The following is a 19,941-nucleotide window of genomic DNA, read 5'->3' as shown; positions in this document are numbered from 1 at the left end:
CGCGGCAGGCGGGAGATGGTGCCTCGCCGGCCGGGAGCGGGGGCCGGAGTGCAGAAGCATCGTGGACCTTCGCAGCACCTCCACGGGATTTATCGAAACGTGATAATTTCTGGCCCCCGCGCAGTCATCGACTCAAACATCCCCGGAAGATTCCCTTCCAGTGGTGCGGCGGCAACGAGGTTCACGCCTTGTCCGCCGCCACACCTCCCCGTTGGCAAAATCTAGGCAAGGTCGCGGGACTGCAAGTGGTTGGCATGCTCCTGGAGGGAGTACGAGGCGCTCAACTCCCCCGTCGGCACTGACGTCGACGGGGAGGAGGACAGCCCCTACAGGCTTGTCACCCTCCCACGGGGCAGGCCATACCCCGGCATGAACGAGGTAACAATGTGCGAACTTCTGAACCGCATCTGGTCCCGCCCACGCGGCGAATGGACCCGGGTCCTGCGAAAGGAACTACCCGCGCTGGCCGCGGGGATCGTGGAGGAACTGCGGAGCGACATCCCCGGTTTCTCCACTCTCATCGAGGACATCGACGACGAGATCGTCAGAGAGCACGTGGAGTCGGCCCTGCTCACGGTCCTCGGTTACCGCGAACCGTCGGTAACACCGCAGGATGAGGCAGCAGATCAGATTCAGCCGGCCCGGCAGGCAGAGCCGGCCCGAAACCCTCGGCAGCAGGACGCGGACGCGCTCTTCCCTCAGGACGTGCACGGCGGCGGCTCGTTGCCCACGCTCAAGGCGGTCCCCTCCCAGGGATTCAGCACAGGGCCCGAACGTGCTCGGCGAGAGCTCTTCGCCGTTCTCACGTCTGACATGCCCATGTCCGATATAGCCCTGGCCGAACTGGCCGGCGCGGCCCGCTGGCCGCTGCCCTCCTCCGTCCGGGCCATCGCCCTGGTCTCCCCCGGCGAAACCCAGCAACTCGCGGCCGTCCTCGACGACGCCCTGGCCGGACTGGTCAACGGCCAACCCTGCCTCCTGGTCCCCGCCCCCGACCCGGACACCCGCACCACACTCGAGAGCTCCCTGCGCGGCCGATTCGCCGCCGTCGGACACCCCGTCCCACCCCGCGACACCGCCTCCTCCCTCCGCTGGGCCGTACGCCTGCTCAACCTCACCCCCACCCGCTCCGGCCCCGAAGCACGCGCCGTGTTCGTCGACGACCACCTCTCCACCCTCATGCTCCTCCAGGACGAACCCCTCGCCCACGCACTCGCCACCCGCTGGCTGCGCCCCCTCGCCGACCTCACCCCCCGCCAGAGCGAACGACTCGAAGTCACACTCCTCGCCTGGCTCGAAGGAGGCGGCGCACCCGAAGCCGCGAAAGCCCTCAGCGTCCACCCCCAGACCGTCCGCTACCGCATGCGCCAACTCGAGAAGCTCTTCGGCCCCGGACTCCGCGACCCCCGCACCCGCTTCGAACTCGAAATGGCCCTCCGCAGCAGGCGCCTCATGGCCCAGGTCAGACGCCAACACTCCCGAGTGACCCGCAGGGCCCGCGTCGTCACCGCCGACTTCCGCCCACCACTGGGCGCCGGACGCATGGCCCGAGTCAACGGCCTCTAACCCGAACAGCACCCCCGACGAAAGGAGCCGGCCCTCCCCCCGCATCTGCGGGGGGAGGGCCGGCTCCTTTCGTGTCGGTTCCTTTGGTGTCGGTTCCTGTCGTGTCGGTTCCTTTCGCGATGGTTTCTTTCGCGTCCAGCACCGGGTCACAGGCGTGCGGCCACCCCCGGAGCGCCGGGGCGCAGCGCGGTGTTGAGGTCGCTCAGCTCCCGGTAGGCCCGCGCGCAGGAGCGGCAGACCGAGAGGTGGCGGGCGAGCCGGCGGGAAACCCCGCGCCGCCTGACCGCGGCGCCGAGCAGGCTGACGAAGTGGCGGCAGCGCGCGTCGTCGGCCGGGTCCACGTGGGCGCCCAGGTACGCCTCGCGCAGCCCCTCGCGGGCGCGAAAGGCCAGCGAGGTCACGGCGCTCTGGGTGATGCCCAGCAGTACGGGAACCTGGTGCGGGCAGTCGTCCTCGACGAGGGTGTGCCACAGGACGGCTTTCCAGCGCTCGGGCAGGTTGCGGAAGGAACGTGCGGCGAGCCGGCGGTTCTCGCCGTCCACCAGCCGGCGTTGCGGATCGCCCCCCGAGGGGCCGGGGCGGCACCAGGACTCGACATCCGGCGTGAGGATGACGCGTTCGTCCCCGGCCCGCCACTCGACTGCCGTGTGCCGGACGACGGTGAGCAGGTACGGGCGCCAGTGGTCCCTGGGGCCGGAGCCGGAGCGAACGGCCTGGAGGGTGCGCAGGAAAGCCTCGGAGACGAGGTCCTCGGCGTCCTGCGGGGCCCGGCTACAGGCTCGGGCACAGGCGAGGGCCGCGGGGCGGTGGCGTCGGTAAAGGAGCTCGAAGGCCTCGGTGTCCAGGGCCTCGCGGGCACAGGACCGTCTGATCCGCCGGATGAGTTCCCGATCGGACTCGCCGACGCGGCCGGACGTGCCGATCCGGCCGGGCGCGCGGGACCGGCCGGATGTGTCTGAGGGGCCGGACATGTCGCTCCTCACGTGCTCCGGGGCCCGCGGGCCCCGTTCGGGACGGCAAAAAGGGCGGTGCCGGTCCGAAGTCGGCTTCGGACCGGCACCGCTCTCGGGGCGACGCGGGGGAGGGTGGGAGGAGGGCGACGCCCCGAGAGTCTCAGCGGCAGGCGCGCCCGCCGTTGATGCACTGGACGGCCTTGTTCATCAGGTTGTTGTTCATGACGTTGATGAAGTCGCCGTGGTCGGTGACCGGCTTGTGCAACTGCTCGGGGAAGCTGTCCACGGCGAACTTCGCGCCGGGCGCCACTCCGTACACGATCCGCTGGACCAGCTGCGGGATGGCCTTCATTCCGGCCGGGCAGGCGCCGTTGGCGGCGGCGAAGGCCACGTGGGTGCGGTGGTTGGCGCTGTCGGTGTTCTTGCCGTCCCAGCAGCTCTGGAACTTGAAGGTGCGCACCACGTCACTGCCCTTGGGGCAGATCGGGTACTTGTCCTTCAGTTGGCGGTTCTCGAAGCCCGTGCAGCTCCACGACGCGTTCGCGTTGGCGTTGCCGTTGGTGAAGGCCTTGGCGTCACCGGTGATGATGCGCATGAAGCGCGGCATGGCGGTGACCTTGGCGACGGGGCTGCCCTTGAAGTCGATGGTCACCTGCTTCGGCTGGAGGATGGTGCCGATGTTGGCGTCCTGGCCGCCGCCGGGGGCGTTGGCGTCCTTCTCGGCGCGTCCGTCGCGAAGGCGCAGGACCGGCCAGTAGTAGGTGGACTGGTCGCCGTTGGTGCATGTGGTGCCGGAGGCGGCCAGGCTGTTGTTGGTGGAGAAGGCGTCCGTGGTCCTGTTGCCGACGTAGTCGTGCATGTGGTGGGCGCCGTTGCTCACGCCGGGGGCGACGATGACGTTGTCGGGGTTGAAGTGCTTCTCCTGGTTGCGTCCGCACTGCACGGACAGCTGGCCCCGGGAGCCGCCGGCCTTCACGCCGGGGTTGGCCACGTTCGGCCGCACCGTGTTGATGGCGACGAAGTCGCTGCTTGCCGGCCCGCCGCCGTTGGCACCCTTGGCGGCCTGGTTCTGGGGGGCTGCCGCCTGGGCGCCGACCTGGGCTCCGGGCGCGTCCGGGATGTCGGCGGCTGCGGCCTGCTTCATCTCGCAGCCGCCGAGGGCCTGCAACTGCCCGGCGTTGCCACCGGACTGGCCGATCGCCTTCGACATGTCGGCGATGGTCTTGTCGCGCTTCTGCTTCAGCTCGCCGAGGAGTGCGCCGCCCTTGGCCTTGCCGGTGGCGAGGCGTTTGTAGGAGTCGGCGATCTGCGTGTCCAACTGCGCGAGTTTGGCGTCGACTTCGGGCTTGGCCTGGTCGGGCACCGCGCGAAGTTTGTCGCCCACGTCGGGACAGTCGATGGTGGCCGTCACCGGCGCCGTCCGCGCGGAGTCCTGCCCGGCGGATGCCCCCTGCGCGACGATCACGACCCCGCCGCCGCCCAGGACCAGGGCGGACACGATGGCGAGGGCCTTGTGCGTCGGCCGCAAGCGGCGTTTGTGGCCCTTTTGACTCATGCGATCACTTCACTTCGTCGGGGGTCGGGAAACAGTGGAGGGGGTGGGAGTGGCGTCCACCAGGCCGTCGAAGTCGACCAGCCCGGTGGCTTCGAGGACCGAAATGTGGTCCAGGACTGTGGTGTTGGCGTCATTGGCCAACTCGCGGACCATGGAGTTGCGGGTCTGGGCCCGGATCTGGGCGACCAGCGCGAACACCTTGCCGTGGGCCCGACGCAGCAGCTGGACGAACACGCGTTCGTACTCGTCACCCTGGGCAGCGGTCATCTGGTTGAGCCAGCCCTGCTGCTGATCACTCGGCCGGTCCGGCAGTTGGACGCCGAGGGCGCCTCCCACCTCTATGACGCGGCGGTCGAGTTCGGTGTGGCCTTCGATGAGGTGCTCCCCGGCGGTCCGCACCGTGGGGCGCGCACCGCGTTCCTGGGCCTGACGCCCGGCGGGCAGCTCCCAGAGTCCGGCGAGGCGCACCTTGCGGATGAAGTCTCGGTCCTGGGGGGTCAGTGGACCGAAGGCGGTACTCAGCACCCCGGCGCCGTCGTCGTCGCCCGCCGGGGCCGAGGCGGCCGCGGAGGCTCTGCCACCGAAGCTCTGCACGGGAATCAGCAGCGCGATCAACGTGAAGGCGAGGGCTCCGATGACCATGCCCGTTCCCATCACGTGTCTCGACGCGACCGACATGCTGCCGATGGAAGACCGGCGGATTGACGGCACTGTGCCTCCTTGCTGCGTGGACCGGGAGGGACTCAAAGTCGGAGGGGCCGCGGGCGGCGTCTGACACGCCGCCCAGGACCTCAACCGTCCGAACTCCCGGGTGGCTAGGGACGCTAGCGCCAGTTGTGGTGTTCTTTTGGAAGGGCCATCACGAATGGACAAACATCCGGGCAACGCCTCGAAAGGCTGGTACGGTTCGGGCGCCCGGGGCACGAGTGACTGCCGCCCTCGCCTCCGCCTGGCCGAACGCCGCCTGAGTTTCGGCCAGTTGTCCGGAATTGCAGTCATTCGCGAGGAGCATGGAAGCCGCCCTTCGGGATGATTCGCCCGCGGCGCGGTGTGCCACATGGTGAGCGGGAACCGTCCCTCACCGAAAGGAACGGCACTTCGTGCACATGAAGCGATTCGCACCCCTGCTCGCCGTCGGTCTCCTCGCCTCCGGCGTCCCGCTGTTGTCCGCGACCGGGGCGTCCGCCGCTCCCGCGGACCTCGACGCGGCACGCGGGCCCGCCTGGCACCGGTGCAGCCCGGACCAGCCGGCCTCGTACGAATGCGCGACCATCAAGGTTCCGCTCGACTACCAGCGCCCCCGCGGGCGCACGATCGACCTCGCCATATCCCGCGTCAAGAGCGAGAACCCGGCCAAGCGGCACGGGGTCATGCTGTTGAACCCCGGTGGGCCGGGCGGCAGCGGCCTCGACCTGCCGTTGATGATGAAGGAGTCGATGCCCGAGGAGGTTCGCGAGAAGTACGACCTCATCGGCTTCGATCCGCGCGGTGTCGGCTCCAGCAGTCCCATCACCTGCGGCCTGAACGACGCCGAGCAGAGCATCGACCGGCCGTACCGGCCGGAGACCTTCCCCTCGGACGTGGCGTGGGCGCGCACCGTCGCGGACAAGTGCCGGCAGAAGGCCGGTGCGGTCCTCCCCCACATCAGCACCCGCAACACCGCCCGTGACATGGACGCGATCCGCGCCGCCCTGGGCGAGCGCAGGATCTCGTACGTGGGCTACTCGTACGGCACGTATCTGGGCGCCGTGTACACGCAGATGTTCCCGCAGCGGACGGACCGCTTCGTCCTGGACAGTGGCGTCGACCCGCAGCGGATCTGGCGGGGCATGTTCCAGGTCTGGGCATCAGAGGCCGAGCCCGCGTTCAAGCGGTGGACCGAGTGGACCGCCGAGCGCGCGGGCGAGTTCCGGCTCGGGAACACCCCGAAGGCGGTGTCCGACACGTTCTGGGCGCTGGTGGCGCGGGCCGACGCGGACCCGATCGTCCTCGAAGGGCAGAAGATCACGGGAGACGACATACGCGCCGCGCGCGGACTGTTCTTCTACCCGGCGCAGGCGGCACCGCTCGTCAGGGAGCTCAAGGACGCGGCCGAGGGTCGACCGGCGGCTCCCGGCGCCGCGAACCGTTGGCGGTCCGTACGGTCAGGCGCGGAGGAGCCGGCGTCGGACAACGGCAGCGCCGTCTTCTGGTCCGTGGTGTGCGCGGACACGGACAACTGGCCGCGCGACCCCGAGCGTTACCGGCGGGACGCGGCCAGGGACAAGGTGGCGTACCCGCTGTACGGGGACATGGCGTCCAACATCAAGCCCTGCGCGTTCTGGCAGCGACCGTTGGAGGCGCCCACCCCGATGCGGACCCGCGCGAACGTGCTGACCGTGCAGAACGAGTGGGACTCCCAGACCCCCCTCGTCAGCGGTCAGGGCCTGCACCGCGCGCTGAAGGGCTCCCGGATGGTGCTGGTGGCGGGCGGCGAGGGGCACGGCGTGTACCTGGCCGACCCGACCTCCTGCGCGAACGCGCCGGTCAACGCCTACCTGGCCACGGGCCGGCTGCCCGCCGGGGACGTGACGTGCCGGACCGCGCCTGGTGACGGCGACCGCCGCGGGGCGTCGCCGCGGCGCGGCCCGCTGCCGTTCCCGATCGGACCGCAGAGGTTCTGACGCGCGGCCCTGATCGTGAGGGGGGGGGGCCGACGTACCGGCCCGCCCCTCATCCGGGGCCCGTCCGTCACCGGGGGGAGGACGCCTCCACGGCCGCCTTGATCCGGCGGCCGAAGTCGGGGGCGTCCTTGCGGGCCGCGCCCAGGGCGAGCCCGACGAGCAGCTTGCCGACGCCGTGCCCTTCGAGGGTGTTGAAGATCCGCACCCGAGTACGACCTCCGGGCAGGGGTTCGAAGTCGTAGCCGCCGTTGGCCGTGACCAGGTTGCGGCTCAGCTCGGTCCAGCGGATCGACCGGGGCGGGTCGAAGCCGTCGATCCGGAACTCCCGCCCCGTCTTCATGCCCGCGTCCTTGACGGTGCTGCGGAAGACCGTGCCGACGGCCGTGGGGCCCTCGGGACTGCGGGTGATCTCCTGGACGCGCGGGCTGAACTGCGGGTCGTTGCGGCCGTCGGCCAGGTAGGCGAATACCACCTCGACGGGGCGGTCGATCTCGACGCTCGCCTCGAACTCTCCGGACATGCGCACTCCTCGGTGGACGATCCCCGGGACATGATCGCAGGCAGACCGCCCTCGCGCGCGGCGGCGACCGCCCGAGGTTCAGCGGCGTCGGTCCGGCCGTGCGCGTCTTGACAGGCTTCGGGCCGGTCCGCGCCCGGGTGATCCGGCGAGGGGCTCCTTCGGGCGGCCGGTCCCCTCGGCGCGCAGCGGGGTGAACACTCCGGCCCCGACCAGCAGCAGGCAGAAGGCTCCGGCGGCCAGGCTGATCGCCGGGACCCCGTGCGTCTGGGCCAGTCGGGTGAGGACGGCCGCCCCCACCGGGCCCGAGGCGTTGTGCACGGTCCAGAACACGGAGGTGACCCGGCCCAGCAGCGGGTCCGGTGTCACCTCCTGGCGCAGGGTCATGGAGCAGACCCCGGCGACGGTGAGCCCGAACATGAACACGGCGGCCAGTGCGGCGATGGTCGGCACGTCGCGGCTCACGCCGATGCCCGCGACGGAGAGACCGATCAGGGCGACGGAGCCCAGCCAGCAGACGCCGAACCCGAGGAGGCGACGCAGCCTCCCGGCGCAGAGAGCGCCGACGAGCGTGCCGAGACCGCTGACCGCGACGATGTAGCCGAGGGTGGCGGTGCTCTGCCGAAGGTCGTTCTCGACCCGGAAGATCAGCAGGTCGGTGGCGCCGACGGTGACGAAGGTCAGCAGGGTGAGGAGCACCGTCAGCGGGCGCAGGAGCGCGTGGGCCCACAGGAAGCGGAAGCCGACGAGGAACATCTCGCGGGTCCTCCCGGCCCCGCCGCCGGGCGGGCGCTCCTCCGCCGTCCCGTCCGGGGTGGGGCGCGGGGTGAGCCGCACCCACCGCAGGGTCGCGGCGGACACCAGGAAGGTGGCGCCGTCCACCCCCAGGGCCCAGTCCTTGCCGACCCACGTGGCGATGGCCGCGGCGGCAATCGGCCCGACCAGGGTGCCCACGGCGAAGGTGCCCATCAGCCGCCCGTTGGCGGAGGTGAGGTCCTCGGCGGGAACCAGGTTGGGGACGGCCGTCACGTACGCCACGTCGAACAGCGTCTTCAGCACGCCGACCACGGCGGTCATCAGGTACAGCAGCCAGATCCGGGGGCCCGCGAGCCACAGGAACGGCACCGCGCCCAGCAGTACGGCGCGCGCCAGATCACAGACGATCATCAGCCGGCGGCGGTCCACCCGGTCGACCACGTGGCCCGCGAACAGTCCCGTGCCGACCGCGGAGACCGCCCCGACGGCGGTGATCAGGCCCATCTGGGCGAGGGACCCCGTGGCTTCCAACACCAGCAGGGGCAGTGCGAAGAGCGAGATCGACCCGCCGATCACGGACAGCGCCTGGCCGAGCCAGAAGACGTTGAAGTCCTTGTTGCGGGAGAGGCGGGAGAGGTGTGAGAGGCGTGAGGGGTTCGACGGCCGGGCGGGCCCGGGTGCTCCCCCGCTCACCCGAGCAGCGCGTAGACGGTGGAGGCCTTGGCGGCCGGCTCCGCGGAGCCGTCCGGCGTCATGGTGATGTCCGCGAACGCCATGCGCTTGCCGAGTTTGGTGATCCGTACGTCGATCAGCACATCGGCCCCGACCACGGGACGTTGGAAGCTGGTCGACTGTTGGACGGTGGTCATGGGTCCGTACGCGCCGCGCGCGGCGGAGATCGCGATGACGGTGGCCGTGTCGGCGGCGGCCATCAGGGCCTGTCCGCTGAGCCCGCCGCCGTCCCGGGCCAGGTCGTCGGACCACGGCAGCCGCAGGACGGCGTGCCGCTCCCCCGTCTCCCGGACGGTGAGGCCGAGGGCGAGCACCCAGGGGGCGAAGTTGTCGGCGAGGATCTTGTCGGCGTCTGCGGGTGTCAGCGTCACCCGAGGAATTGTGGCGGCCCGGCCGGGCCGCCACAACACCTTTGATCCGCGCGGGATCCCGCGTCGTCAGAGGGCCGTCGTCACAGGCTCGCGGCCAGCTCCGTGCCCTGGCGGATGGCCCGCTTGGCGTCCAGTTCGGCGGCCACGTCGGCGCCGCCGATCAGGTGCGCGTCGACGCCGGCCGCGCGCAGCGCCTCGTACAGGTCGCGGCGCGGCTCCTGTCCTGTGCACAGGACGACCGTGTCGGCGGGGACCAGGCGCTCTTCGCCCTCGACGGTGATGTGCAGGCCCTCGTCGTCGATCCGGTCGTACGTCGCGCCGGCCACCGAGACGACGCCCCGGTGCTTGAGTTCCGCGCGGTGGATCCAGCCGGTGGTGGTGCCGAGGTTCGCGCCGACCTTGGTGGCCTTGCGCTGGAGCAGGTGCACGCGGCGCGGGGACGCGGGGCGCTCGGCGGGGGTGAGACCGCCCGGGCCGGTGTAGGCGGTGTCGACGCCCCAGTGACGGAAGTACACCTCGGGGTCCTGGGAGGCGCCCTCGCCGCTGTCGGTGAGGAACTCCGCGACGTCGAAGCCGATGCCGCCGGCGCCGACCACGGCCACCCGCTCGCCGACGGGGGCGCCGTCGCGCAGGACGTCGAGGTAGTTCACGACGTTGGGGTGGTCCACGCCCTCGATGGCGGGGGTCCGGGGGGTCACGCCGGTGGCGACGACCACCTCGTCGTAGCCCTGGAGGGTGTCCACGTCGGCGCGGGTGTTGAGGCGCACGTCGATCTCGCGGGCGGCGAGCTGTGTGCCGAAGTAGCGGATGGTCTCCTCGAACTCCTCCTTGCCCGGGATCCGGCGGGCGACGTCGAGCTGACCGCCGATGTGCCCGGAGGCCTCGTAGAGGGTGACGGCGTGGCCGCGCTCGGCGGCCGAGACGGCGCAGGCCAGTCCGGCCGGCCCGGCGCCGACGATGGCGACGCTCTTCTTCAACTGGGTGGGCGACAGCACGAGTTCGGTCTCGTGGCAGGCACGCGGGTTGACCAGGCAGCTGGTTATCTTGCCGCTGAAGGTGTGGTCGAGGCAGGCCTGGTTGCAGCCGATGCAGGTGTTGATGGTCTCGGGGGCGCCGGCGCGGGCCTTGTTCACGAACTCCGCGTCCGCCAGGAAGGGTCGGGCCAGCGACACCAGGTCGGCGCGGCCGTCGGCCAGCAACTCCTCGGCGATCTCCGGGGTGTTGATCCGGTTGCTGGTGACGAGCGGGACGGAGACCGCGCCCATGAGGCGCTTGGTGACCCAGGTGTAGGCGCCGCGCGGGACGGAGGTCGCGATGGTGGGGATGCGGGCCTCGTGCCAGCCGATGCCGGTGTTGATGATGGTGGCGCCGGCCGCCTCGATCTCCTTCGCGAGGTGGACGACCTCGTCGAGGGTGGAGCCGCCGGGGATCAGGTCCAGCATGGAGAGCCGGTAGATGAGGATGAAGTCCTCGCCGACGGCCGCGCGGGTGCGGCGGACGATCTCCAGCGGGAACCGCACCCGGTTCTCGTACGCGCCGCCCCAGCGGTCGGTGCGCCGGTTGGTGGCGGCGGCGATGAACTCGTTGACCAGGTATCCCTCGGAGCCCATGATCTCGACGCCGTCGTAGCCCGCGAGCTTGGCGAGCCGGGCGGCGCGGACGAAGTCCTCGATGGTCCGCTCGACCTCGATGTCCGTCAGCTCGTTCGGGACGAAGGGGCTGATGGGGGCCTGGAGCGGGCTGGGGGCGACCAGGTCCTTGTGGTAGGCGTAGCGGCCGAAGTGGAGGATCTGCATCGCGATCTTCCCGCCCTCGGCGTGCACGGCCTCGGTGATCACCCGGTGCTCGGCGGCCTCGTCCTCGGTGGTGAGGCGGGAGCCGCCCTCGAAGGGGCGGCCGGCGTCGTTGGGGGCGATGCCGCCCGTGACGATCAGGCCGGCGCCGCCGCGGGCGCGCTCGGCGTAGAAGGCGGCGAGGCGTTCGAAGCCGCCGGCGTGCTCTTCGAGGCCGGTGTGCATCGAGCCCATGATCACGCGGTTCGGCAGGGTGGTGAAGCCGAGGTCCAGGGGGCTCAGCAGGTGCGGGTACCGGCTGTGGGAACTCTGCGGACTCATCGGGGTGTGCCTCCTCGCGCGGGGGTGATGAACCTGTTCTAGCGAGGCGCGAGGGCTTTTGCAACTAGGTGCATAACCGATACCGGGGCGGTTCCGGGCGTTTCGGCCGGGGATTCACGTGCCGCACGGCCTGTGCGGTCTCGGGCTGTGGCACAGCTCACGAGGCCGGGGCCCCGGCCCGGGGTCGCACCGGGCCGGGGCCGGGGGTCAGGCCCGGCGCAGGCGGATCGTGACGATCTGGAACGGGCGCAGGGTCAGCCGCACCGTGCCGTCCGCCGCCGGGGCGCCGACGGCCACGCCCTCCAGCGGCCGTTCCAGCAGGTCGCTCTCGACGGCGGCCGAGATCGGGAAGCCCGCCGTCAGCCGGGCGACGGCCCGCCCGCCCCGGGACTCGTAGAGACGGACGATCACGTCCCCGCCGCGGTCCTCGGCGAGCTTGACCGCCTCGACGACCACCGCGTCGTCGTCCACGGCGACCAAGGGGGCGACCGGGCCGGCGCCGGTGACGACCCGTTCCGGCAGGTTCAGCGCGTGTCCCTCCCGTACGGCGTCCCCGAGGCTCGCGCCGGGCGCGAGGGAATGGCGCAGGGTGTGGGCTCCCTGGTCCGTCTCCGGGTCGGGGTAGCGCGGAGCCCTCAACAGGGACAGTCGGACCGTGGTGGTCTGGCCGCCGTCGGGCCGCACGTCACGGGTCACGTCGTGCCCGTAGGTGGACTCGTTGAGCAGCGCGACCCCCCAGCCGGGTTCCTCCACGTGGATCCACCGGTGGGCACAGATCTCGAACTTGGCGGCCTCCCATGAGGTGTTGGTGTGGGTGGGCCGGTGGACGTGTCCGAACTGGGTCTCCGAGGACGAGCGTTCGGCCTTCACGTCGAGCGGGAAAGCGGCCTTGAGGAACCTCTCCGTCTCGTGCCAGTCCACCTCGGTGACCAGGTCCACCGTCCTGGACTCCGATCGCAGGGTGATCGACTGCGTCGCCCGGGAGGAGCCGAAGGAGCGGGTGACCCGCACCGTCGCCGCCTCCGGGCCGCTCTCCGTGACCTCCAGGGCGTCCCATTCCACGAGGTCGGTGACCCGGTGGCGGTAGAAGGCCTCGATGTCCCAGGCGTCCCACATGTTGGGGAAGTCGGGGTGGATCTGGAGCAGGTTGGCCGCGCCTCCCGGCGCGAGCGACTCCCGGTCCGCCTCCAGGTCGTACGCCGACACGATCAGGCCCCGGCCGTCGATCTCCACGCGCAGCCGCCCGTTGACGAGGACGTGCCCACCGCCCGCCCGCTCCCCCACCGTCACCGACCGACCGGCCGGCGCGGGCGGAGCCGCTCCGCCCGCGGGGACACCGCGTCGGGCGTGCGGGGCGCAGTTGAAGACCAGCCGCTCCGCTCCCTCCCCCGCCAGCGCGAGCTGCGCGGCGCGGGTGATCGCCGTGAGCTCCTCCCGGACCCTCGCGTACGTCTCGCGTGCCTCGCGGTGCACCCAGGCGATGGAGGATCCGGGCAGGATGTCGTGGAACTGGTGCAGCAGCACGGTCTTCCAGATCCGCTCCAGGTCCTCGTACGGGTAGGCCTGCCCCGGCACCCGCACCGCCGCGGTCGCGGCCCACAACTCGGCTTCGCGCAGGAGGGATTCGCTGTGCCGGTTGCCCTGTTTGGTCTTGGCCTGGGAGGTGTAGGTGCCGCGGTGGAGCTCCAGGTACAGCTCGCCGGCCCAGACGGGGGCGTCCTCGTACTCGGCGTGGGCCTTCTCGAAGAAGGCGTCGGGCCGTTCGATCTCGACGCGCGGTGATCCCTCCAGGTTCCGCTGTCGGCGGGCGCGGGCCAGGTGTTCGCGGGTGGGTCCGCCGCCGCCGTCACCCCAGCCGAAGGGGACGAGGGAACGTGAACCGCGCCCCTTCTCGCGGTAGTTGCGCGCTGCGTGCGCGAGCTGCGCCCCGCCGAGGTCGCTGTTGTAGGTGTCGACGGGCGGGAAGTGGGTGAAGACGCGGCTGCCGTCGATGCCCTCCCACCAGAAGGTGTGGTGCGGGAACGCGTTGACCTGGGACCAGCAGATCTTCTGGGTGAGGAACCAGCGGGCGCCGGACAGTTTGACGATCTGGGGCATGGCGGCGGTGTAGCCGAAGGAATCGGGCAGCCAGACGTTGTGGGTCTCGATGCCGAACTCGTCGAGGAAGAACTTCTTGCCGTAGAGGAACTGGCGGGCCATGGCCTCGCCGCCGACCATGTTGGTGTCGGACTCGACCCACATGCCGCCCACCGGCACGAACTGTCCGTCCGCGATCTTCTTCTTGATCCGCTCGAAGAGTTCGGGACGGTGGGTCTTGATCCAGTCGAACTGTTGGGCCTGGGACATGGCGAAGACGAACTCGGGGTGCTCGTCCATCAGGTTGACCATGTTGGAGGTGGTGCGGGACACCTTTCGGACCGTCTCGCGCAGCGGCCACAGCCAGGCCGAGTCGATGTGGGCGTGGCCGACCGCGCTGATCCGGTGCGCGGAGGCGTGGGCGGGCGCGGCGAGGACGGCGGCGAGCCGCGTGCGGGCCTCGCCGGCGGTGCCGGGGATGTCGCCGAGGTCCACCGCGTCCAGCGACGCGTCGACGGCGCGCAGGATCTCGTACCGTCTGGCGTCGTCCGCGCCGAGCTGCGCCATGAGGTCGTGGAGGACGTCGAGGTCCTGGACGAGTTCCCACACCTCGGTCTCGAAGACGACCAGGTCCATCCGGGCGAGCCGATAGAGGGGTTGGTGTCCGCTGGTCAGTCGGTCGCCCTCGTGGGTGGCCCGGTGATCGACGAGCACGGGGTTGGCGGCGGCCTCCACGTACCACTCGATCCGCTCGCCGCCCTCGGCGAGGTCGGTGACGCGGACCCAGTCGTTGTAGGGGTTGAGTGCCTTGATCTCGGTGCCGTCGGCGCGGTGGACCAGGCCTTCGCACTGGAAGCCGGGCATCATCCGGTCGAAGCCGAGGTCGAGGACGGCTTCGACGACGCGGCCCGCGTGGTCGGCAGGGACGACCCCGGTGACCTTGAACCAGGTGGTGCCCCAGGCCGGGCCCCACGGTTCGCCGACGGCGCAGGGCTCGTACGGCGCGGCGAGGCCTTCGGCCACGGGGACGGGCTCTCCCGGGGCGTCCCAGCGCTCGACGGTGAGCGGGACCGGGCGGGAGCGTACGGCGGGTTTGATCCGCTCCGTGAGGACCCGGCGGAGGCGGAGTTCGGTGACGCTGCGGTCGTCGTGCATGACGGCTGCTCCAGGAGGGAGAGGTCGTGTGGTGGGTGGGTGCGGCGCTCAGGTCTTGACGGCTCCGTCGCCCACGCCCTTGAAGAAGAAGCGCTGGAGGGCGAGGAAGAGGAGCAGCATGGGCAGGAGCGCCGCCATCGCACCGGCGGCGATGAGCCGCTGGTCGTTGACGGTGGTGGCCCCGGCCAGGGTCTTCAGGCCGAGTTGCAGGGTGTAGTGGTCGCTGTCGGTGAGGACGAGCAGGGGCCACAGGAAGTCGTCCCAGGCGCCCATGAAGCTGGTGATGCACACGACGGCCAGGGCGCCCTTGGCGGTGGGCAGGAACACCCGGGTGAAGCGCGCCCATTCGTCTGCTCCGTCCAGCACCGCGGCTTCCTCCACCTCCCGGGGCACGGCGAGGAAGGCCGCGCGCATGACCATGATGTTGAGGACGGAGACGGCGCCGGGCAGCCACACGCCGACGAGGGTGTCGACCAGGCCCATGTCGCGGATCGTCAGGAACATCGAGATCATCACGGATTCGAAGGGGAACATCAGGGTCGCCACGAGCACCGTGAAGACGGTTCGGCGGCCCTTCCAGCCGGCGCGGGAGAGCGCGTAGCCGCCCATCGCGGAGAAGGCGGTGTTCGAGGTGATCGCGAGGACCGCCACGACGAGGGTGTTGCCGACGTACTGGAGCAGGGGAAACGATTCGGCGACCCGGAGGTAGTTGTCCAGGGTGGGTTGTGCGGGCAACACCCCGTCGTACACGTTCTCGGTGCGACCGCGGATCGAGGTGAGGAACTGCCAGACGATCGGCCCGAGCATGACCACGAGCACGGCGATCAGCGTCGCGTACCGGCCGGCCAGGCCGAGCAGTCGGCGCCCGCGACCGCTCCCGGCCCTCCGGGACGGCTCCGCGACGAGGGAGACCCGTGTGCTCAACTCTCGTCTCCCTTGGAGAGGCGGCGGCCCAGCAGGCTGAACACCAGCGTCAGCAGGAACAGCAGGATGGAGATGGCCGAGGCGTAGCCGGTCTCGCCCGAGAAGCCCAGGCCGACCTGCCGGATGAGGAACGGCAGGGTGCGGGCGCCGCCGCCGGGTCCCCCGCTCTCGCCGCCGAGGATGTAGATCTCGGTGAACACGCGCAGCGCGGAGATGGCGGAGAGGGTGCCGACCAACAGCATCATCGGTTTCACCTGCGGGACGGTGATGCTGAAGAAGCGCCGGACCGCGCCCGCGCCGTCCAGGGCCGCCGCCTCGTGCAGGGCGGCGGGGACGTTCCCGAGGGAGGCCAGGTAGAAGACCATGTAGTAGCCGAGGCCCTTCCACACGGTCACGATCATCGCGGAGACCAGCAGCATGGTGCTGTCGGTGAGGAACGGGATCGGTTCGGAGACGATGCTCAGCTTCCGGAAGACCGTGTTGACGAGCCCGTCACTGCGCAGCACCCACTGCCAGATCAGGCCGACGACGACGGCTGAGGCGATCACCGGTGTGTAGAAGGCGGACCGGAAGAAGCCGATGCCGGGAACCCTGGTCTGGACGAGGACGGCGAGGGCCAGCGGCAGGAAGACCAGGCACGGCACGACGACGAGCAGGTACACCACGCTGTTGCCCGTCGCGACCCAGAAGTCGGGGTCGGCCAGGGCGCGCCGGTAGTTGTCGAGGCCGACGAACCCGCCGCCGCGCAGGATCCGGGCGTCGGTGAAGGAGAGCAGGACGGTGTTGACGAACGGCCAGAGGCTGAACAAGGTCACCATCAGCAGTCCGGGGGCCAGGAAGAGGTAGGGCGTCCACCAGGTGCGGTGGAGGAGTCCCGTCTCCGCCTCGGCGTGACCCCTCACCGGTTCGCCGCGTCGGCGAGCAGCTTGTTCGCCTCCTCCTGTGCCTTCCTCACCGCCGCCTTGGGGTCCAGCTCGCCCTGGATGGCCCGCTGCATCTCGCGGACCACCGCGTCACCGACCTGGTTGGTCCACTGCACGGGGGTGTTGGCGTCGAGGTCCGCGGTCCTCAGCTGCTCGGCGCCGATCGCGCGGGCCACGGTCTCGGCGTCCTTGCCGTCTCCCCGGTCCGCGAAGTACGGGTCGGTCAGTCCCCGGGCGTTGGAGGGGTAGATGGTGGCCTTCTTGGCGAACTCGACCTGGTTGGGTCCGTTGGTCACCCACTTGGCCAACTCGGCCGCCGCGTCCGGGTGTTCGGTGTCCTTCCGGATGCCGAGCGACTGTGCGTAGATGCCGATGTGGCCGAGCGTCCCGGTGACGGCGCCCGCGACCCGGGTGTGGGCGTAGACCTGTGGGGCGTTGCGCTTGATGTCCTTGACGAAGCCCGGGGAGCCCGGCCCGAAGACCAGTTTCCCGCCGCCGTACAACTGGTTGATGTCGTCCGCCTTGAGGAGCGACTCCTTGGGCATCGCGCCCTTGGCGTACAGGTCCTTCATGCGTTCGACCCACTCGACGGCCTTGTCGGTGTCGAAGGTGAACGCGCTCCCGCTCGCGTCGAGGATCGGGACGCCCATCTTCTGCCAGTCGCCGGGCAGTCGCCCCTTGGGGTCCGCCATGAACGCGGCGTAGCGGCCGCCGGAGCGGGCGGCTATCCGTTCGGCACAGTCGAAGAACTGCTCGACGGTGGTGGGCGGTCGGGCCGGGTCCAGGCCTGCCCGCTCGAAGAGTTCCTCGTTGTAGGTGAGGATCTCGGGGGTCACGTACCAGGGATAGGCGAACACGCCGTCGCCCTTGCCGGGGAGTTTGAACTGCTCCCAGGAGCCCGGGACGTAGTCCTCGGCGACCTCCGCGTCGAGCGCGGCCACATCGGCGAGCATGCCCCGGTCGCCGAGGAGCTGGAAGGAGTCGGTGGAGAGGTTGACCACGTCCGGGAGAGCCCCGGCCCGGGCGTCGGCGACGAGCTTCTCGTTGTAACCGTCGCCCGGCACGTCCTCCCATCTCACCTTCACCTCGGGGTACTTCGCCTCGAAGGCGTCGATGACCCCCTGGACGTAGGAGGTGTACGCGGGTTTCAGCTGGAGGGTGCGGAAGGTGATCGCGCCCGCCACGCGGCCGGTCCTCCTCGCCTCCTTCACGTCGTCCGGGGCGGCGTTCATGCCGCATGCCGCGGTGGACAGGAGTGCTCCGGCCACGAGTGTGGCGATGGCCGTGCGGAGCGCGGGGGAACGGGTCATCGTCGCCGCCTTCGGAGGGGTTCCGGCGGTTCCGGCCTCGCTGCCGGAGCGCGGCGCCCACGCTGGCTCGAAGGGCCGGGCCCGTCAACGTGCCCGAGGTCCCGCCGGCCGGGTATCCCCGCATCCCGCACCGCGCCGGCGGGCCCGCACGCAGACCCGGGCGCCCCGGTCAACACCGCCGCCACCTGGACTGATGCGCTTTACCTCGGGCGCCGCGAAGGATCGCACGCCGGTGCGGCCCCGGGCGTCGATGGCCGGGATGGTGCCGGGCCCGACGGCGGGAACGTCCACCGGGTGGCGGTCGGGGCCCCGCTACTTCATCCGGTACTCGACCTTCTCCGCGAGCTTTCCGTCCTTGAAGCAGAAGCGGAACACGTCGTTGCCGTCGGAGTCCGCCGCGGAGACGTACCAGGAGCAGACGCTGCCCGCCGGTTCGGCCGGACCGCCCTCCTTGAGGACCCCCTTCACGAAGGTCTCGCCCGAGGGCAGCTTGGCGCGGACCGCGTCCTCGGCGTCCCCGACCTTCACCGAGCGGTAGACCTCGGGTTCCACGAAGGTCTTCCCGGCCGCGTCCACGAACTTGCCGACGCCGAGGAAGAGTGCCACGAGGGCGCCGATGCCCAGCACGAGCACCACCCCGCAGCCGATCAGACAACCCTTGCGCTGTGCCACGTCCGTTCCTCCATGCCTCGCCGCACCGCGTCGATCGTGGTGACGATCGGACTGTCGCAGGGCGGTGGGGCGGGGGGCTGTCCTCCAAAGTCTTCGACCGCGGCAACCATCGTCGTTCGAGGTCGACACCCCCTCTCCGTGTATACAGGGAGGGAACGCGAATACGGACGAACCGAGAGGAACCCACCGTGAGTGAGACCGCCGAGCCCCTGATCGTCGTCGGCGTGGACGGTTCGAACCACTCCAAGGAAGCGCTGCGCTGGGCCGTCGCCCAGGCCAAGGCCATCGGCGGCCGGGTACACGCCGTGATGAGTTGGGACTGGAACACCAACCCCTTCGCGGTGGGCCCGACATCGCAGGAGGACCTGGTCGGCGTCGAGGAGGCGGCCCGCCTCAAGCTCGCCGACACCGTCGCCGAGGCCGTCGGCACCTCACCGGGCGTCCCGGTCTTCCGACGCGTCGAAAAGGGCGCGCCGGCCAAGGTGTTGGTCGAGGCGTCGGGGGAGGCCGAGCTGACGGTGGTCGGCACGCGGGGGTACGGCGGCTTCAGGGGCGCCCTGTTGGGCTCGGTGAGCCAGCAGGTGGTCCAGTACGCACGGAGCACCGTGGTCGTGGTCCGGGACGAGAACGAGGACTGACGCGGGGGGCCGCCTCCTACCGCACCGGCTGCCGGCCGGGCGCCGGCGCCGCCAGGTCCGAGGGGTCCGTGTTGGCCCCGCACAGGATCACCGCGACCCGCTCCCCCAGCGGCTCCGGGGCCCCGCGGAGGGCGGCGAGAGCGGTGGCGGCGGCCGCCTCGACCACGATCCGGTGGTCTTCCCAGAGTCCCCGGCGGGCGGCGACGATGGCCTCGTCGGGGACGAGCACCGACACCACGTCGCCCTGTCGCGCCGCGGCCAGGGCGTCGACGGAGACGCGGGTGGCGCCGAGCGAGTCGGCGGCGACGGAATCCACCGGGACGTCCACCGGTCGACCGGCCTCCAGGGCGGCGTTCAGTGCGCGGCAGTTCTCGGGTTCGGCCGCCACGACCCGTACGCCGTGCTCGCGCGCGGCGGTGGCCACACCGGCGAACAGTCCGCCGCCGCCGACCGCGACGACCACCGTGTCCAGGCCCGGAAGCCCCGCCCGGATCTCGTCGAGCAGGGTGCCGGCGCCCGCGGCGATCAGCGGGTGGTCGTACGCGTGGCTGCTCAGGGCGCCGCTCGCGTCGGCGAACTCCCGGCAGGCGGACAGCGCTTCGGCGTAGCGGTCGCCGACGAGCCGCACGTCGGCCCCGTACCCGCGCAGCCGCTCGACCTTCACACGGGGCGCGTTCACGGGCAGGAACACGGTCGCGGCCACCCCCTGCGCGCGGGCCGCCCAGGCGCAGGCGAGACCCGCGTTGCCGCCGGAGGCTATCGTCACCCCGGCGGCGGGGAGGGTGCCCGCCTCGCGGTGCGCGACGAGGAAGTTCCGGGCTCCGCGCGCCTTGAAGGAGCCGGTGTGCTGGAGGTGTTCCAGGGCATACCAGACGCCCCGTTCGGCGGGCACCACGGCGACGGGACGGATCGCGTCGGCCATCCGGCCGGCGGCGGCGCGCACGGCCGCGTAGTCGAGCTGCTGCTCCATGAACGGTCTCCTCTGGGGACGGGGGGTTCTGATGGCGGCGGGTTCG

16 protein-coding genes are annotated in these 19,941 nt (G+C 71.1%); 3 read left to right on the top strand and 13 right to left on the bottom strand.

Translation table 11 applies throughout. From position 1 onward, the window contains the following. The first annotated feature begins 384 nt into the window (after window positions 1-384). A complete protein-coding gene (locus OHA84_RS29535; protein ID WP_266968959.1) occupies window positions 385-1,566 on the top strand; it encodes a CdaR family transcriptional regulator in 1,182 nt (393 codons plus the stop codon). A 146-nt stretch (window positions 1,567-1,712) separates the two neighbouring features. On the opposite strand, the gene OHA84_RS29530 is transcribed toward OHA84_RS29535, so the two are convergent. From OHA84_RS29530 to OHA84_RS29520, 3 genes are all read right to left on the bottom strand, one after another. After that, a complete protein-coding gene (locus OHA84_RS29530) occupies window positions 1,713-2,537 on the bottom strand; it encodes an RNA polymerase sigma factor (protein ID WP_266952121.1) in 825 nt (274 codons plus the stop codon). A gap of 142 nt (window positions 2,538-2,679) precedes the next feature. After that, window positions 2,680-4,074, bottom strand: a complete 1,395-nt coding sequence (locus OHA84_RS29525; RefSeq protein WP_266952119.1) for a DUF1996 domain-containing protein — start codon at window positions 4,072-4,074, stop codon at window positions 2,680-2,682. Between the two features lie 9 nt (window positions 4,075-4,083). Next, a complete protein-coding gene (locus OHA84_RS29520; RefSeq protein WP_053682441.1) occupies window positions 4,084-4,752 on the bottom strand; it encodes a DUF4142 domain-containing protein in 669 nt (222 codons plus the stop codon). Between the two features lie 428 nt (window positions 4,753-5,180). On the opposite strand from OHA84_RS29520, the gene OHA84_RS29515 reads away from it, so the two are divergent. Next, a complete protein-coding gene (locus OHA84_RS29515) occupies window positions 5,181-6,737 on the top strand; it encodes an alpha/beta hydrolase (RefSeq protein ID WP_266973899.1) in 1,557 nt (518 codons plus the stop codon). A 67-nt stretch (window positions 6,738-6,804) separates the two neighbouring features. Here the strand turns inward: OHA84_RS29515 and OHA84_RS29510 are convergent, their stop codons facing one another. The 9 genes from OHA84_RS29510 to OHA84_RS29470 form a co-directional block, all read right to left on the bottom strand. After that, window positions 6,805-7,257 carry an SRPBCC family protein gene (locus tag OHA84_RS29510; RefSeq protein WP_053682407.1) on the bottom strand — a complete coding sequence of 151 codons (453 nt, stop codon included), beginning with the start codon at window positions 7,255-7,257 and terminating at the stop codon, window positions 6,805-6,807. A gap of 78 nt (window positions 7,258-7,335) precedes the next feature. After that, on the bottom strand, window positions 7,336-8,703 hold the full coding sequence (locus tag OHA84_RS29505; RefSeq protein ID WP_266968962.1) for an MFS transporter: 1,368 nt from the start codon (window positions 8,701-8,703) through the stop codon (window positions 7,336-7,338). Next, on the bottom strand, window positions 8,700-9,113 hold the full coding sequence (locus OHA84_RS29500; protein WP_053682406.1) for a PaaI family thioesterase: 414 nt from the start codon (window positions 9,111-9,113) through the stop codon (window positions 8,700-8,702). Before OHA84_RS29500 ends, OHA84_RS29505 begins: the two co-directional genes overlap by 4 nt. An 80-nt stretch (window positions 9,114-9,193) precedes the next feature. Continuing rightward, window positions 9,194-11,227, bottom strand: a complete 2,034-nt coding sequence (locus OHA84_RS29495; protein WP_266968965.1) for an NADPH-dependent 2,4-dienoyl-CoA reductase — start codon at window positions 11,225-11,227, stop codon at window positions 9,194-9,196. A 207-nt stretch (window positions 11,228-11,434) separates the two neighbouring features. Continuing rightward, window positions 11,435-14,458 (bottom strand): glycoside hydrolase family 38 C-terminal domain-containing protein, encoded by a 3,024-nt coding sequence (locus tag OHA84_RS29490; protein ID WP_266968967.1) that lies wholly within the window; start codon window positions 14,456-14,458, stop codon window positions 11,435-11,437. A gap of 48 nt (window positions 14,459-14,506) precedes the next feature. Next, window positions 14,507-15,382, bottom strand: coding sequence for a carbohydrate ABC transporter permease (locus OHA84_RS29485; protein ID WP_266968968.1), 876 nt, complete (start codon window positions 15,380-15,382; stop codon window positions 14,507-14,509). Next, complete coding sequence (locus tag OHA84_RS29480) at window positions 15,379-16,284, bottom strand: carbohydrate ABC transporter permease (protein WP_371591488.1); 906 nt, start codon at window positions 16,282-16,284, stop codon at window positions 15,379-15,381. The genes OHA84_RS29485 and OHA84_RS29480 overlap by 4 nt, the downstream gene beginning before the upstream one ends. Beyond that, window positions 16,281-17,615, bottom strand: coding sequence for a sugar ABC transporter substrate-binding protein (locus tag OHA84_RS29475; RefSeq protein WP_266952107.1), 1,335 nt, complete (start codon window positions 17,613-17,615; stop codon window positions 16,281-16,283). Before OHA84_RS29475 ends, OHA84_RS29480 begins: the two co-directional genes overlap by 4 nt. 312 nt (window positions 17,616-17,927) lie before the next feature. Beyond that, the gene (locus tag OHA84_RS29470; protein ID WP_053682401.1) at window positions 17,928-18,287 is read right to left on the bottom strand and encodes a hypothetical protein; all 360 of its coding nucleotides are present in this window, start codon (window positions 18,285-18,287) and stop codon (window positions 17,928-17,930) included. A 188-nt stretch (window positions 18,288-18,475) separates the two neighbouring features. On the opposite strand from OHA84_RS29470, the gene OHA84_RS29465 reads away from it, so the two are divergent. After that, window positions 18,476-18,925 carry a universal stress protein gene (locus tag OHA84_RS29465; RefSeq protein ID WP_266952104.1) on the top strand — a complete coding sequence of 150 codons (450 nt, stop codon included), beginning with the start codon at window positions 18,476-18,478 and terminating at the stop codon, window positions 18,923-18,925. Between the two features lie 16 nt (window positions 18,926-18,941). Here OHA84_RS29465 and OHA84_RS29460 read toward each other — a convergent pair whose 3' ends face one another. Beyond that, window positions 18,942-19,895 (bottom strand): serine/threonine dehydratase, encoded by a 954-nt coding sequence (locus OHA84_RS29460; RefSeq protein WP_053682399.1) that lies wholly within the window; start codon window positions 19,893-19,895, stop codon window positions 18,942-18,944. Window positions 19,896-19,941 lie beyond the last annotated feature (46 nt).

Source organism: Streptomyces sp. NBC_00513, assembly GCF_041431415.1.
Taxonomy (GTDB): Bacteria; Actinomycetota; Actinomycetes; order Streptomycetales; family Streptomycetaceae; genus Streptomyces.
Note: the sequence above shows the minus strand (reverse complement) of the source record. Positions and strands in the feature narration are given on the sequence as shown.

Bases quoted from the DNA above. Each gene is read 5' to 3' on its own strand.
- OHA84_RS29495 (WP_266968965.1), bottom strand. From the start codon at position 11,227: ATGAGTCCGCAGAGTTCCCACAGCCGGTACCCGCACCTGCTGAGCCCC.
- OHA84_RS29520 (WP_053682441.1), bottom strand. From the start codon at position 4,752: ATGTCGGTCGCGTCGAGACACGTGATGGGAACGGGCATGGTCATCGGA.
- OHA84_RS29490 (WP_266968967.1), bottom strand. From the start codon at position 14,458: ATGCACGACGACCGCAGCGTCACCGAACTCCGCCTCCGCCGGGTCCTC.
- OHA84_RS29525 (WP_266952119.1), bottom strand. From the start codon at position 4,074: ATGAGTCAAAAGGGCCACAAACGCCGCTTGCGGCCGACGCACAAGGCC.
- OHA84_RS29510 (WP_053682407.1), bottom strand. From the start codon at position 7,257: ATGTCCGGAGAGTTCGAGGCGAGCGTCGAGATCGACCGCCCCGTCGAG.
- OHA84_RS29460 (WP_053682399.1), bottom strand. From the start codon at position 19,895: ATGGAGCAGCAGCTCGACTACGCGGCCGTGCGCGCCGCCGCCGGCCGG.
- OHA84_RS29475 (WP_266952107.1), bottom strand. From the start codon at position 17,615: ATGACCCGTTCCCCCGCGCTCCGCACGGCCATCGCCACACTCGTGGCC.
- OHA84_RS29515 (WP_266973899.1), top strand. From the start codon at position 5,181: ATGAAGCGATTCGCACCCCTGCTCGCCGTCGGTCTCCTCGCCTCCGGC.
- OHA84_RS29535 (WP_266968959.1), top strand. From the start codon at position 385: ATGTGCGAACTTCTGAACCGCATCTGGTCCCGCCCACGCGGCGAATGG.
- OHA84_RS29530 (WP_266952121.1), bottom strand. From the start codon at position 2,537: ATGTCCGGCCCCTCAGACACATCCGGCCGGTCCCGCGCGCCCGGCCGG.